This is a genomic window from Gandjariella thermophila (genome assembly GCF_005405885.1).
Classification (GTDB): domain Bacteria; phylum Actinomycetota; class Actinomycetes; order Mycobacteriales; family Pseudonocardiaceae; genus Gandjariella; species Gandjariella thermophila.
This window is the reverse complement of record NZ_BJFL01000011.1, coordinates 107384-120918: the sequence shown is the minus strand read 5'-3', so window position 1 is coordinate 120918 and position 13535 is coordinate 107384. Positions and strand designations below refer to the sequence as shown.

Below are 13535 nucleotides of genomic sequence, written 5' to 3'. Positions count from 1 at the left end.
GTGCCCTGACGGCTCCCGCTCGACGCCCGCTGGGGCGTCGCTCATACTCTGGTACGCGCGCGCCCGGCCAGCGGCCGCGCCGGTGCGTACCGTGTGGTATGTCCGAAGCACGAGGAAAAGGTCATAGCGGGACCATGGTCGCGACCGCGTCGCCAGCACCGGTGGGGAACCTGTCCATCGGCACGACGAGCTTCGTCGGGCGCCGGCAGGAGCGCGTCGAGGCCCGTCGCATGCTCTCCGGCACCCGGCTGCTGACCCTCACCGGCCCCGGCGGGGTCGGCAAGACCCGGCTGGCCCAGCAGGTCGCCGACGAGGTCCGGCGGGCGTTCCCGGACGGCGTGTGGTTCGTCGACCTGACCGTGCTACGCGACCCGGAGTTGCTGGGCGAGACGGTCGCCGCCACCTTCGGGCTTCGGGACGACACCACCGGCCCCGCCGCCCGGCTGGCCGAGTACCTGGCCGACAAGCGCCTGCTGCTGGTGCTGGACAACTGCGAGCACCTGCTGGATGAGTGCGCCCGACTGGTCGGCGGGCTGCTGCCGGCCGCGCCCGGGGTGCGGGTGCTGGCCACCAGCCGGCACGTGCTGCGGGTGGTGGGGGAGCAGGTGTTGCCGGTTCCCCCGCTGCCGGTCCCCGAACCCCGGAGCGTCGACGGTGCCGAGTCCAGCGACGACGCGGTGGCCCTGTTCGCCGACCGTGCCGCCAGGGTGCTCCCGGGCTTCGAGGTCACCAGCACGAACCGGGCCACGGTGGTGCACATCTGCCGGCAGCTGGACGGCATTCCGCTGGCCATCGAACTGGCCGCGGTGCGGCTGCGCAGCCTGCCGCTGGACACGCTGCGGGCCAAGCTCGCCGACCGGTTCCACGTGCTGGCCACCGGCGACCGCGCGGTGGCCCCCCGCCAGCGCACCCTGGCCGCCGCGATCGACTGGGGCTTCGAGCTGTGCTCGCCGCAGGAGCGGCTGCTGTGGGCGCGACTGTCGGTGTTCGCCGGCGGGTTCGACCTGGAGGCGGCGGAGGAGGTCTGCTCGGGCGACGGCATCGACCGCGGCGAGGTACTGGACCTGCTGGCCGGCCTGGTGGAGAAGTCGATCGTCACCCACCAGGACCCGAACGGCCGGCGCTCCCGGTACGCCATGCTGGAGACGCTCCGGCAGTACGGCAGGCAGAAACTGGCCGCGGGCGGTGCGGAGGCGGCGATCCGCGCCCGGCACCGGGACCACTACCAGCGGCTCGCCGAGCAGGTGCGCACCGAGTACTTCAGCCCGCGCGAGACCGAGTGGTTCGCCCAGCTTCGCAGCGAGCACGCGAACCTGCGCGTGGCACTGGAGTTCTGCCTCCGCGAGCCGGGGCAGGCGCGCGGCGCCCTGCAGATCGCCGCCCACCTGCGCGGCTACTGGATCGCCGAGGGCTGCCTCCGGGAGGGCGTGCGGTGGCTGCGCCAGGCGCTGGCGCTGGACACCGAGCCGTCCGTGTCCCGGTTGCGCGCGCTGTGGTCGTGCGGGTTCCTCGCACTCCTGCTCGGCTACCGGGACACCCCGCTGGAGATGCTGGCCGAGGCCGAGGCGCTGGCCCACCGGCTGAACCATCCCCGGTCCTTCGCCGACCTCGCCTGGGTCACCGGCGTGGCCAGGTACTTCCACGGCCACAAGGAGGAGTCGTTCCGGCTGCAGCGGGAGGCGCTGGAGCAGTACCGGAAGCTCGGCGACGACGCCGGGGCGTCCAACGCGCTGCTGCACATGGCCATCGCCGCGTTCGTCAACGACGATCCCCGCGCCGCCGAACTCGGCGCGGAGAGCCTGGCGATCTGCGACGCGCACGGCGCCCAGTGGTCCAAGGCGTACCCGCTGTGGATCGTCGGGATGACCGCGTGGCGGGACGGTGACCACGGCCGGGCGATCGACCTGCTCCAGGAGGCGGTGGAGCGGTTCCGCACGGTGCGCGACCTCACCGGCATCTCGCTGTGCCTGCACGGGTTGGCCTGGGCCGCGGGCGCCAGCGGCCGGCACGCGTGGGCCGCCCGGCTGCTCGGCGCCACCCAGCCGATCTGGCGGCTGTCCGGGGCCGCGATGCCCCGGGAGGCGATCCGCGGCATCTTCGACGAGCGGTGCGTGGCCGCCGGGCGAGCGGCGCTGGGCAGGGACACGTTCGACGCCGGCTACGCGGAGGGCAGCGGCTACGGGGAGGACGCGGCCGTCGCCTGCGCGCTGGAACGGCCCGCCGGAGACCCCGAGCACCGCGACCGGCGAGATGCCACCGAGCCGGCGGGGCCGGCCGACCCCGCCGCCCGGCTGACCCGCCGGGAGTGGGAGATCGCCGAACTGGTCGCCCAGGGGTTGTCCACCCGCAAGATCGCCGAGCGGCTGGTCATCGCGCCCCGCACGGTGGACACCCACGTGGAGAACATGCTGACCAAGCTGGGCTTCAACTCGCGGGCCAGGATCGCGGCGTGGGTGAGCCAGCAGGAGGCGGAACCGGGGGTGCGCTGAGGCCGGCGGCCGGGTGTGCCAGCGACCTTACTGGGGCGGCCAGGTCGCCATGACGCCGTGCGAGGCCAACCAGGCGGTCATGTCGTGCCGATGCCGGCTGAGTTCCTCCAGGGTCCGGTGCACGGTGCGCAGCGCGAGGTCGGCGTCCTCGGCGCGGAGTACCCGGCCGGCCACCGCGGCGGCGAACTCCTCGGACCGCACGATCCGCGGCGTGCTGCCGCCCGGCACGGCCAGGCCGAGCAGCAGGTCGGTGGTGCGCCAGGACCGGCCGTCCCGCCGCACCCGCACCGCGGTGAGCGTGCTCGGCGCGCCCCGGCCGTGCCGGGAGCGGGGCCGCTCGTGGGTCAGCCGTAGGCCGGCATCCGGAAACAACCAGGTCACCTGGGAGTCCACGAACGGGTCCTCCGGTGTCGGCGCCTCGACCCGCAGACCCCAGGTCTCCACCTGGCAGGTGGTGAGTTGACGGGTCGTTCCGGACGAGTAGCTGCGCACCCCGGTGTGCGTGTCGATCGAATCGACCAGCTGCGGCGTAGTGACCGTTCCCACGGTGCCTGAGCGTAGCCGCCGGTGTCCGCCGGGTGATCCGCCGCACCGATTCGTTACATCACGGATCGCGACCAACCCCGTATCGATCCGGCACCGGGGAACCATGATCACCCGGATGACGGTTGACCACCCGCCCGGGTAACCACTATTGGCTTGGCGCCCGCCGCCAGGTCAGCCGGATACCCAACGTGGCCAGCCACCGCTCCAGCCGGTAGTCGTGCGCCGCGATCCCGGACACTGCCCGATACGCGGCCTCCAGCGCGTCGCGGCCCTCGGCCACCGGCAGCAAACCGGCGGCCACCGCGGCGAGCAGTTCGTCCACATCCAGCAGTTCGACGTCCCGGCCGGTGCGCACGAGCAGGTCCAGGTAGTGATCCACGGTCCGCCACCGGTCCTGGCCGGCGACGATGTCCACCACGTCGACGTAGAAGTCGTAGTCGCGCTCGGCGCCCGGGTGCCACCACTGCCGGGTCACCCGCAGCCCCGGCTCGGGCAGCAGCCACGACTCGAAGTAGGCCAGCGTCGGGTGGCCCACCACGGGCCGGGCCATGAACAGGCCGAACGGTGCCAGCCGGTACTCCTCGACGCGGCGCACCCGGCCCTTCGGGTCGGTGTTGGTTCGCTCCGCGAGGTCGAAGATCTCGATCTTGGGTGGATGGGCGTGGGGCGGGTCGCCGCCGCGGTGTCGCCCCGGCGCGTTCCCGGTCTCGTCGTCGCAGGTCACTACCGGTCTGGAACAGCCTGTGAGGTGGAGTTCGGCGGCCATGCCGCCATCCTGCCCATCGCGTGGCCCCGCGTGACCCGCCAAGCGGGCCACGCTGTCACCCGTCCGGGTGAGGTGCCGGGGGCGGACGGAGCCCGGTGCGGAACGGCTCGCGGCGATGAAAACTGTCAGGGGACAGGCATACGCTCGTGGACGTGGCTGGAACACCTGTCTTGGCGACCTCCGAGTTCCGTCCGATCGGCGAGATCCCCCGCGCGGACGGCCGGTTCCGGGTGGTCAGCGAGTATGAACCCGCCGGCGACCAGCCGCAGGCCATCGAGGAGCTGGAGCGCCGGCTGCGGCGGGGCGAGCGGGACGTGGTGCTGCTCGGCGCCACCGGCACCGGCAAGTCGGCCACCACAGCGTGGCTGATCGAGCGGATCCAGCGGCCCACCCTGGTGCTGGAGCCGAACAAGACGCTGGCCGCCCAGATGGCCAACGAGCTGCGCGGTTTCTTCCCGCACAACGCGGTCGAGTACTTCGTCAGCTACTACGACTACTACCAGCCAGAGGCGTACGTCCCGCAGACCGACACCTACATCGAGAAGGACTCCTCGATCAACGAGGACGTGGAGCGGCTGCGGCACTCCGCCACGATGAGCCTGCTCACCCGGCGGGACACCGTCGTGGTGGCCTCGGTGTCCTGCATCTACGGCCTGGGCACACCGCAGTCCTACCTGGACCGCTCGATCCAGCTGCGGGTCGGCCACGAGATCGAGCGCGACCTGCTGCTCCGCGCGCTGGTCGACGTCCAGTACACCCGCAACGACCTGGCCTTCGCCCGCGGCACCTTCCGGGTCCGCGGGGACACCGTGGAGGTCATCCCCGCCTACGAGGAACTCGCCGTGCGGGTGGAGTTCTTCGGTGACGAGGTCGACCGGCTCTACTACCTGCACCCGCTCACCGGCGAGGTGGTGCGCGAGGTCGACGAACTGCGCATCTTCCCGGCCACCCACTACGTGGCCGGCCCGGAACGGATGGAACGCGCCATCCGGGACATCGAGGCCGAACTCGAGGAGCACCTGGCCAAGCTGGAGCGGCAGGGCAAGCTGCTGGAGGCGCAGCGGCTGCGCATGCGCACCACCTACGACATCGAGATGATGCGCCAGGTCGGGTTCTGCTCCGGCATCGAGAACTACTCGCGGCACATCGACGGCCGCTCCGCCGGATCGGCGCCGGCCACCCTGCTCGACTACTTCCCGGACGACTTCCTGCTGGTCATCGACGAGTCGCACTACACGGTGCCGCAGATCGGCGGCATGTACGAGGGCGACGCCTCCCGCAAGCGCACCCTGGTCGAGCACGGCTTCCGGCTGCCCAGCGCGCTGGACAACCGGCCGCTGACCTGGGAGGAGTTCCAGGACCGGATCGGTCAGACGGTGTACCTCTCGGCCACCCCGGGCCCGTACGAGCTCGGCCAGTCCGGCGGCGAGTTCGTCGAGCAGGTCATCCGGCCGACCGGCCTCGTCGACCCGGAGGTGATCGTCAAGCCCACCGAGGGGCAGATCGACGACCTGGTGCACGAGATCCGGCTGCGGGCCGAGCGGGACGAGCGGGTGCTGGTCACCACGCTGACCAAGAAGATGGCCGAGGACCTCACCGACTACCTGCTGGAGCTGGGCATCCGGGTGCGCTACCTGCACTCCGAGGTGGACACCCTGCGCCGGGTGGAGCTGCTGCGGCAGCTCCGGCTGGGCGAGTTCGACGTGCTGGTCGGCATCAACCTGCTCCGGGAGGGGCTCGACCTGCCCGAGGTGTCCCTGGTGGCCATCCTGGACGCGGACAAGGAGGGCTTCCTGCGCAGCGAGACCTCGCTGATCCAGACCATCGGCCGGGCCGCGCGGAACGTGTCCGGCCAGGTGCACATGTACGCGGACACGGTCACCGACTCGATGCGTCGGGCGATCGACGAGACCAACCGGCGGCGCGCCAAGCAGATCGCCTACAACAAGGAACGCGGCCTCGACCCGCAGCCGCTGCGCAAGAAGATCGCCGACATCCTGGACCGCGTCTACACCGAGGCCGAGGACAGCGAGACCGTCGCCGTGGGCGGCTCCGGTCGCAACGTCTCCCGCGGCAAGAAGCCCACCGGCGAGGCGGGCGCCCCGCGCGGGAGTGCCGGCGTGCTGGCCGACCGGGACGTCAAGTCGATGCCCAGGGCCGAACTGGCCGACCTGGTGCAGCAGCTCACCGACCAGATGATGAGTGCCGCCCGTGATCTCCAGTTCGAGCTGGCCGCGCGGCTGCGCGACGAGATCGCCGACCTGAAGAAGGAACTGCGCGGCATGGACGCCGCGGGCATCAAATAACCACGCGGGGGCGGAGCCGGACGGGGTGCCCGCCGAACGGCTGGCCAAGCCGGGCGCGGTGGGGGACTGCGCGTGGGCTGGTGTGGGTCGACGAGTCGCGTTGCGGAATGAGCCGTTACACCAATGATGGTAGCCTTCTACCATGGCGCTGAACATCAAGGACCCCGAGACAGAGCGGCTGGCCGCTGAGGTCGCTCGGCTGACCGGGCAGACCAAGACCGGGGCGATCCGCACCGCCCTGCGTAAGGAGCACGATCAGCTTGTCGCTCGGGAGAACGTCGAGCAGCGTCTCGCGAGGTTCCGGCGATTCCTGCAGGAGGAGGTCTGGTCTCAGATCCCGGCCGACCAGTTGGGGAAGCGACTGTCCAAAGAGGAAGAGGAACGCATCCTCGGATTCGGACCCGACGGCGTATGATCGTCGACTCCTCGGCACTGATCGCGATTATCGGTCGGGAGCCCGACCACGACCGTATGGAGCAGGCGCTGATCAGTGCCGATGCGTCCAAGATCGGCGCGCCGACCAGGCTCGAAGCCGGCATGGTCGCGCTGGCGCGGTGGGGTGTTCGGGGCAAGACGCTCCTCGCGCGGCTGCTGCAGGAGCGAAGGATCGAAACCATACCCTTCACCGACGAGCACGCCGAGGTCGCGCTCGACGCGTTTCACCGCTACGGCAAAGGCCGGCATCCGGCGGCGCTGAACTTCGGTGACTGCCTGACGTACGCGACCGCCTATCTCGCCGCCGAACCGTTGCTGTTCGTGGGTGACGACTTCGTGCACACCGATCTCGCGCTTGTCGATGTGAAGGCATGACGCCGTTGGCGGGACACCCTGCGGGCCCCGCCTTCGAGGGGTCACCGCGCCGGTGGCGGGTATCCGTGTCTGTGCTCACCGTCGGCGTCGAGGAAGAGTTCCGGCTGGTCGACCGCGCTGGTCACCTCTCGCTCAGCGGGCCGGACGTGATCCGCGCGGCGAGAGACCCGAAAGGCGAACTCCACCTCGAGTTGGCCTGCTGCCAGGTCGAGTCGGCGACCGGGTCTGCCGCGGCGCGGCGGAACTGCTCGGCCAGCTGCGGAACCTGCGCGGCAGCCTGGCCCGGGAGGCCTGCCGGCGCGACCTGCGGGTGGTGCCGACCGCCACTCCGTTGCTGTCCGAACAGACCCCGCCGGACATCACGCCGACCCGCCGTTACCGCAGGATGGCGAAACACTTCGGGGCCATCACCAGCACCGGCACCACCTGCGGCTGCCACGTGCATGTGGGCGTGCTCGATCGCGAGACCGCGACTGCGGTCAGCAACCACGTGCGGCCCTGGCTGCCCGTGCTGCTCGCGTTGACCGCGAACTCGCCGTACGACAACGGCGAGGACACCCGGTACCGCAGCTGGCGGCACGTGCTGTGGTCGCGCTGGCCCTCGGCCGGACCGCCGTCGATCTTCGCGTCGCTCGACCAGTACGAGAGCATCGTCGCGGCGATGCTGCGCGCCGAGGCCATGCTCGACCGTGGAATGATCTACTGGGACATCCGGCTTTCCGAGCGGCACCCGACCCTGGAATGCCGGGTGGCCGACGTCACCGTCAGCCCTGAGGACGCCGCGCTGCTCGGCGTTCTGGTGCGCGGGCTGGTGGCCGCGGCCCTCGACGACCTGACGGCCGTGCCGCCGGTGCCGCCCCAGGAGGTCCTGCGCGCCAACCTGTGGTGGGCCGCCCGGGACGGCCTACCCGGCAGCTGCCTGCATCCGGTGACCGGGCAGCTCGTGCCCCTGCAGGGGCAACTCGGCGAGCTGGTCGACCTGGTCCGTCCGGCGTTGCGGGGCACCGTCGGCGATCTGGAATTCGTGCGGGACGGCCTGGCCCGGCTCCGCGACCGCGGCGGAGGCGCGCAGCGTCAGCGCGCCGCGTTCGCGAAGCGGAACGACCTCGGCGACGTCGTCGACATGCTCGCCATCCGCTCTGATCCCGGGGGAGGCCGCAGGCCCGCAGGCACCGCGTCAGCTGGTGATGTCCTTGGTGGCGAACCGGCGGAGCGCGAGCACGGCGAACACCGCGGCGTAGACCAGCGCGGAGAAGGTGCCCCTGGTCATGTCGCCCCAGTCGACGTCCGAGCCGAGCAGGTCCGACCACGCCAGCGCGTAATGCGTGGGCAGGTAGTCGCGCAGGCCGCCCAGCGCGGTGATCGAGTCGAGAATCTGGGACAGGATCGACACCAGCACCACACCCCCCACCGCGCCGAGCGGGGTGTCGGTGGACACGGTGAACAGCAGCCCGAGCGCGGCCACCCAGCTGAGGTGGATCGCCAGGTATGCGGCCGCCAGGGCGACCCGCAGCACCCCGGTGCCGAACGGCAGCGCGTCCCCGGTCGGGGTGACCATCTCGCCGGCGCCGTACGCGGCCACGCCCACGGTCAGCGCCACCGCGGGCAGCAGCACCAGGCCGAGCACCGACAGCAGCGCGGACACCACCGCCTTCTGGCCCAGCAGCCGCACCCTCGGCACCGGGATCGCCAGCAGGTACTTCAGGCTGGACCAGGACGCCTCGCTGGCCACCGTGTCTCCGAAGAACAGCGCCACCACCACGACCAGCAGGAAGTTCGCCGAGGCGAACAGCGCGAACACCACGAAGTTGAGCCCGCTGGCGGTGGCCAGGTCGACCAGGCCACCGGAGCGCCGGTTCGGCGAGTTGGAGCCAAGGGTGAACGCGAGCAGCAGCAGGAACGGCAGCACGGCCAGGAAGCCCAGCGCGATCTGGGTGCGGCGGCGCCGAAGCTGCCGGCTGAGTTCGACGCGCAGCCGCAGCGTGCGGCCGGCGTGGTAACCCACCGTGGCTCCGTCCGCGCCGACCTCGGCCCGTTCCCGCTCGGCGGCGGCCACCAGATCGGCCACCGCCGCCGGATCGGTGTGCACGTCGTGCTCGGCCTCGCCGGTGCGGGCCGCCGCCGGCACCCGCACCGCGGTGACCTTCCCCGGCCGTCGACCGTTGCCGGTGCTCACGGGCTCTCCTTGCGCTCGCCGGCGGGCGCGCCGTGGTCGCGCCATGTGCCACCCATCACGGGGTCTCCTCTCCCACGAGTTGCAGGAAGGCGTCCTCCAGCCGGCGCCGCGGTCCGGCCTGCTCGACCGCCACGCCGGCCTCCACGAGCGTGGCCACCGCCGCGGAGCGGGGCAGCCCGCCGAGATCGGCGTGCACCACGTGGTCGGCCACCACCGCCTCGACGCCGTCCAGGCCGCGGAGCACCTCGGCCGCGCGCGCCGGCTGGTCCACCAGGAAGGTGGCCTCGCCGCCGCCGGCCACGATCTGCGCCACCTCGCCCTCGGCGACCAGCCGCCCGCGGTGCATGACCACCACGTGCGTGCAGGTCTGCTCGACCTCGGCGAGCAGGTGGCTGGACACCAGCACGGTCCGCCCGGTGGCCGCGTAGCGGCGCAGTACGTCGCGCATCTGGTGGATCTGCGGCGGGTCAAGGCCGTTGGTGGGCTCGTCCAGCACGAGCAGGTCCGGGAGGCCGAGCATGGCCTGCGCGATGGCCAGGCGCTGCCGCATGCCCTGGCTGTAGGTGCCGACCCGGCGGCGCACCGCGTCACCCAGCCCGGCGATCTCCAGTGCCTCCGCGACGTGCGCTTCCTCGGCCGGCCGCCCGGTCGCGGCCCAGTACAGCCGCAGGTTCGCCGCGCCGGAGAGGTGCGGCAGGAACCCGGCGCCCTCCACGAACGAGCCGACCCGGGAGAGCACCGGTGAGCCGGCGTGCACCGCGTGCCCGAACACCCTGATCTCGCCCGTGGTGGGCCGCACCAGGCCCATGAGCATGCGCAGCGTGGTGGTCTTGCCGGCGCCGTTCGGGCCGAGCAGGCCGAGCACCTGGCCTCGCTCGACCCGGAAGGACAGGTCCTCCACCGCGGTGACCCCGCCGGGGTAGGACTTGGTCAGCCCGCTGATCACCAGCGGCACATCGGCCAGTTCCGGGTCGTGGTCGGCGCCCCGCCGGCGCCGCACCGCCGCGGCCAGCGCCGCGAGCAGGCACAGCGCGAGCACCGCGGCGATGCCCAGCAGCGGCCCGGTGGGCACCGTCGAGCCGACGCTGCGGCCGCCGGGCACGGTGGGCACCGCCAGCCCGCCGTCGCCGGCCAGGGCCACGGTGAGCACCGCGGGCTGCACCAGGTTCGCGTAAGCCTGGTCGGTGCTGCTCACCACGAGTTGCAGCCGGTGACCGGCCTCGACCGGCCGCACGATGCCCGGCAGGGTCACGGTGACGTCGACCGGGCTGCCGTCCGCGGGCAGGTTGGTGAGCCGCATCGGCGCCACCGCCGAGCCGGGCAGCACCCGGGCGCCGTCCGGGCCGACGTCGTAGAGCTTGGCGAACAGCACCGCGCCGTCCGGCAGCGACTGGCCGGGTGGCGCGGCGACCCGCAGCCGCACCGTGGGCGATCCGGCGACGAGCAGCTGCGCGTCCAGCGGCACGGTGGTGAACCGGGCCGCCTCCCCGGGTGGGTCGGCGGCGAGTCCACCGGCCACCGACGAGGCGCGGCTGAGCGCCGAGCCGGAACCGGGCAGGCCGCTGATCGACGCGGGACTGCCACCGGGCGGGGCCAGCACGGTCTGCTGGCCGCCGCTGAGCCGCAGCGGTGTGCGGCTGGTGCCACCGCCGATCAGGCCCGGGTAGCCGGCGGCGGTCACGGTGCGCACCGAGGGGCTGCCGCTGTTGCGGAACGCGCCCTGCACGGCGTACTCGAATCCGGTGCCCGGGTCGGCGCCGCGGTGGGCGAGGTGGAAGTCGAACCAGTCGGCGATCTCGCCGCGCAGCTCGGGGCCGGGGTTGCCGCCGTCGTGCCCACCGGTGTACCAGACCATCTTGACCTTGCCGCCGGCCCTGGTGATCTGCCGGGCGTTGGCGTCCGCCTGGTCCAGCCCGAACAGGGTGTCCTGCTCGCCCTGGACCAGCAGGGTGGGCACGGTGATCCGGTCGGTGACCGACACGGGTGAGTCACGGCGCAGCAGGTCCACGGTCTGCTGGCTGGCCCGGCCGGTGGTGGCCACCTCGATGTAGGCGCGGCACACCTCGGGCAGGAACCGCCCGCACATTCCGGCGGCGATCGATCCGCCGGTGGGTTGGCCCGCGCCGGGTGGGCCGGACCCGCCGGGCTCGGCCGCCGAGGAGCCGGCCGCGGCACCGCTGGCCGGCCCGCCGGAGGCCGACGACCCGCCCGCGGAGGCCGACGTCGAGGACGACGAGCCGCCGCCGCTGCCGCCCGATCCGCCGAACCCGCCGCCGGTGCCGCTGCCCGTGCCGCCCCGGGAGGAGTCCGAGGAGTTACCGGCGGTGCCCCGCTCCGGGGCCTCGCCGCTGGGCTCGCTGCCGCCGCCCAGCCCGGCGGAGAACAGCAGGCCCGCCCAGGTCCGCTTGAACACGCCGTCCGGGCCGAACGCGCCGGCGGCCGGGGTGCCGGCGGCCGGGGTGCCGGCGGCCGCCGCGTTCGGCAGCAGCGCCTGGGACAGGTCGTTGTAGGTGATCACCGGGGCGATCGTGTCCACCCGCCGGTCCGTCCCGGCGAGCAGCAGCGCCAGCGCGCCGCCGTAGGAGCCGCCGGTCACGCCCACCCTCGGGTCGTTGGGCCCGTCCATGAGCACCTCGGGCTGCCGGGCCAACCAGTCGACGAGCTGCCTGGCGTCGCTGACCTCGTAGTCCGGCGAGTTCAGCCCGATCTGGCCGGTGCTGTTCCCGAATCCCCTGGCGGTGTAGGTGAGCACCACGAAACCGCGGCTGGCCAACTCGCGAGCCTGGTCCGCGACGCTGTCCTTGGTGCCGCCGAACCCGTGGGCCACGATGATCGCCGGTGCCGGTGTGTGTTGCGGCAGGAACAGCGTGGTCCGCAACTGGACGTGCTGGTCCTGGGCGGGGCCGTCGACCACGTCGACCACCGCGTCCCTGCTGTGCACGGCCGGCGGCGGCCGGTCGGCGCGGGACCACAGCACCAGGCCGCCGACCACGGCGAGCACCGCGATCAGGGACAGCAGGGACCACCTGCGACGGGAACGTGGCAGCGGGGGCACGTACGCGACGGTATGCGAACCGAGCTGAGAGCGTGGCGCCGGCGGCATGATTCGGTGTCCGGAAGCACCAACACCGGCCGGCGATCGGCGGCTTCGGCGCGGTGGGGCGACCCCGGCATGGCATGTCGCTCGGTGGTGCGCCACAATGTGTGATGTTGGAGGGGAGTATTCCCCAGCGACGGCATCGTCAGCACGGGACGCGGCGTAGGGTCCCCGGTGCCGTCGGTCGGCGGCCCGCCGGCGGAAGAGACCTCCGGTCATCGGTGCATGCCTGAGACCGGAGGTTCCTGATGGTTACTCCTGCGTCGAGTCGCGGTGTTCGGGTCTGTCATGCCCGGGTGCGCGGGCGCGTGGAGCGGCCGGCATGAACGTGCCGCTGTGGGTCTGGTTGGTCACGATCGCCGGTCTGCTGGCGCTGCTGGCCCTCGACCTGGTGATCGTCGACCGCGTGCCGCACCGGGTGACCGTCCGCGAGGCGGCCAGCTGGGTGCTGTTCTACGTCTGCTGCGCGCTGGCGTTCGGCGCGGTGGTCTGGGTGGTGTGGGGCGGTCGCTACTCGGGTGAGTTCTTCGCCGGCTACATCACCGAGTACTCGCTGAGCGTGGACAACCTCTTCGTGCTGGTGGTGATCATGTCCGCGTTCGCGGTCCCGCCGATACACCAGCACAAGGTGTTGCTCGTCGGCATTCTGCTCGCGCTGGTGTTGCGCGGGGTGTTCATCGCCGCGGGAGCGTTCGTCATCGGGAAGTTCAGCGCCGTGTTCTATCTGTTCGGCGCTTTTCTCGTGTACGGGGCCTACAAGCTGGCCCGGTCCGGGCTGCCCGACGGGGACGAGGAGTACCAGGAGAACGCGGTCCTGCGGGCGCTGCGGAAGGTGTTGCCCGTCACCGACCGCTACCACGGCGCACGCTGGCTGACCAGGGTCGGCGGCCGGCGGATGCTGACCCCGATGTTCATCGTGATGGTGGCCATCGCGACCACCGACCTGCTGTTCGCCGTGGATTCCATTCCGGCCATTTTCGGGCTGACCAAGGAACCGTTTCTGGTGTTCACCGCGAACGCGTTCGCGCTGATGGGGCTCCGCCAGTTGTACTTCCTCATCGGCGGGTTGCTGAACAAGTTGATCTACCTGCCGATCGGGCTGGCGGTCATTCTGGCGTTCATCGGCGTGAAGCTGATCCTGGAGGCGTTGCACGCGAACTCCCTGCCGTTCGTCAACAGCGGCGAACCCATTCCGGTGCCCACCATCAGCATCGAGTGGTCGCTGGCGGTGATCCTCACCGTGCTCGCCCTCACCACGGTCGCCAGCCTGCTGAAGGCGCGCTGCTCGCCGGACACCCGGGCCTGACCGGCGGAGCGGAAAATGCGTGGCCCGGCGCGGCGCGCT

Annotated in this window: 9 protein-coding genes and 1 pseudogene; 6 read left to right on the top strand and 4 right to left on the bottom strand. The window is 72.1% G+C overall.

All coding sequences use genetic code 11. The features are described 5' to 3' along the window. Nucleotides 1-134: 134 nt before the first annotated feature. Entirely contained in the window at nucleotides 135-2489 is a 2355-nt protein-coding gene (locus FFT21_RS13405) for a LuxR C-terminal-related transcriptional regulator (RefSeq protein ID WP_137814171.1), read from the top strand. A gap of 27 nt (nucleotides 2490-2516) precedes the next feature. On the opposite strand, the gene FFT21_RS13400 is transcribed toward FFT21_RS13405, so the two are convergent. Both FFT21_RS13400 and FFT21_RS13395 read right to left on the bottom strand, forming a co-directional pair. Next, on the bottom strand, nucleotides 2517-3035 hold the full coding sequence (locus FFT21_RS13400; protein ID WP_137814170.1) for a ribonuclease FAU-1 family protein: 519 nt from the start codon (nucleotides 3033-3035) through the stop codon (nucleotides 2517-2519). 145 nt (nucleotides 3036-3180) lie between these two features. Beyond that, entirely contained in the window at nucleotides 3181-3681 is a 501-nt protein-coding gene (locus FFT21_RS13395) for a ribonuclease FAU-1 family protein (protein ID WP_225978381.1), read from the bottom strand. 272 nt (nucleotides 3682-3953) lie between these two features. On the opposite strand from FFT21_RS13395, the gene uvrB reads away from it, so the two are divergent. The 4 genes and pseudogenes from uvrB to FFT21_RS13375 all read left to right on the top strand — a co-directional run. Next, on the top strand, nucleotides 3954-6107 hold the full coding sequence (gene uvrB, locus FFT21_RS13390) for an excinuclease ABC subunit UvrB (protein ID WP_137814168.1): 2154 nt from the start codon (nucleotides 3954-3956) through the stop codon (nucleotides 6105-6107). A 142-nt stretch (nucleotides 6108-6249) separates the two neighbouring features. Further along, nucleotides 6250-6522: a type II toxin-antitoxin system VapB family antitoxin gene (locus FFT21_RS13385; protein WP_137814167.1), complete on the top strand. Its 273-nt coding sequence runs from the start codon at nucleotides 6250-6252 to the stop codon at nucleotides 6520-6522. Further along, entirely contained in the window at nucleotides 6519-6917 is a 399-nt protein-coding gene (locus FFT21_RS13380) for a type II toxin-antitoxin system VapC family toxin (RefSeq protein ID WP_137814166.1), read from the top strand. The genes FFT21_RS13385 and FFT21_RS13380 overlap by 4 nt, the downstream gene beginning before the upstream one ends. 52 nt (nucleotides 6918-6969) lie before the next feature. After that, a pseudogene (locus tag FFT21_RS13375) lies at nucleotides 6970-7989 on the top strand (carboxylate-amine ligase); the annotation flags it as partial. Between the two features lie 105 nt (nucleotides 7990-8094). On the opposite strand, the gene FFT21_RS13370 reads toward FFT21_RS13375, so the two are convergent. Together FFT21_RS13370 and FFT21_RS13365 are read right to left on the bottom strand one after the other, a co-directional pair. Then, nucleotides 8095-9093 carry an ABC transporter permease gene (locus FFT21_RS13370; protein WP_371856792.1) on the bottom strand — a complete coding sequence of 333 codons (999 nt, stop codon included), beginning with the start codon at nucleotides 9091-9093 and terminating at the stop codon, nucleotides 8095-8097. A gap of 55 nt (nucleotides 9094-9148) precedes the next feature. Next, nucleotides 9149-12196: an alpha/beta fold hydrolase gene (locus FFT21_RS13365; protein WP_137814164.1), complete on the bottom strand. Its 3048-nt coding sequence runs from the start codon at nucleotides 12194-12196 to the stop codon at nucleotides 9149-9151. Between the two features lie 316 nt (nucleotides 12197-12512). Between FFT21_RS13365 and FFT21_RS13360 the strand changes: the two genes are divergently transcribed. Continuing rightward, nucleotides 12513-13496: a TerC family protein gene (locus FFT21_RS13360; RefSeq protein ID WP_137814163.1), complete on the top strand. Its 984-nt coding sequence runs from the start codon at nucleotides 12513-12515 to the stop codon at nucleotides 13494-13496. Nucleotides 13497-13535 lie beyond the last annotated feature (39 nt).

Excerpts from the sequence above, each read along its gene's own strand:
- FFT21_RS13405 (WP_137814171.1), top strand. The coding sequence starts at position 135 with ATGGTCGCGACCGCGTCGCCAGCACCGGTGGGGAACCTGTCCATCGGC.
- FFT21_RS13385 (WP_137814167.1), top strand. The coding sequence starts at position 6,250 with ATGGCGCTGAACATCAAGGACCCCGAGACAGAGCGGCTGGCCGCTGAG.
- FFT21_RS13380 (WP_137814166.1), top strand. The coding sequence starts at position 6,519 with ATGATCGTCGACTCCTCGGCACTGATCGCGATTATCGGTCGGGAGCCC.
- FFT21_RS13365 (WP_137814164.1), bottom strand. The coding sequence starts at position 12,196 with ATGCCGCCGGCGCCACGCTCTCAGCTCGGTTCGCATACCGTCGCGTAC.
- FFT21_RS13360 (WP_137814163.1), top strand. The coding sequence starts at position 12,513 with ATGAACGTGCCGCTGTGGGTCTGGTTGGTCACGATCGCCGGTCTGCTG.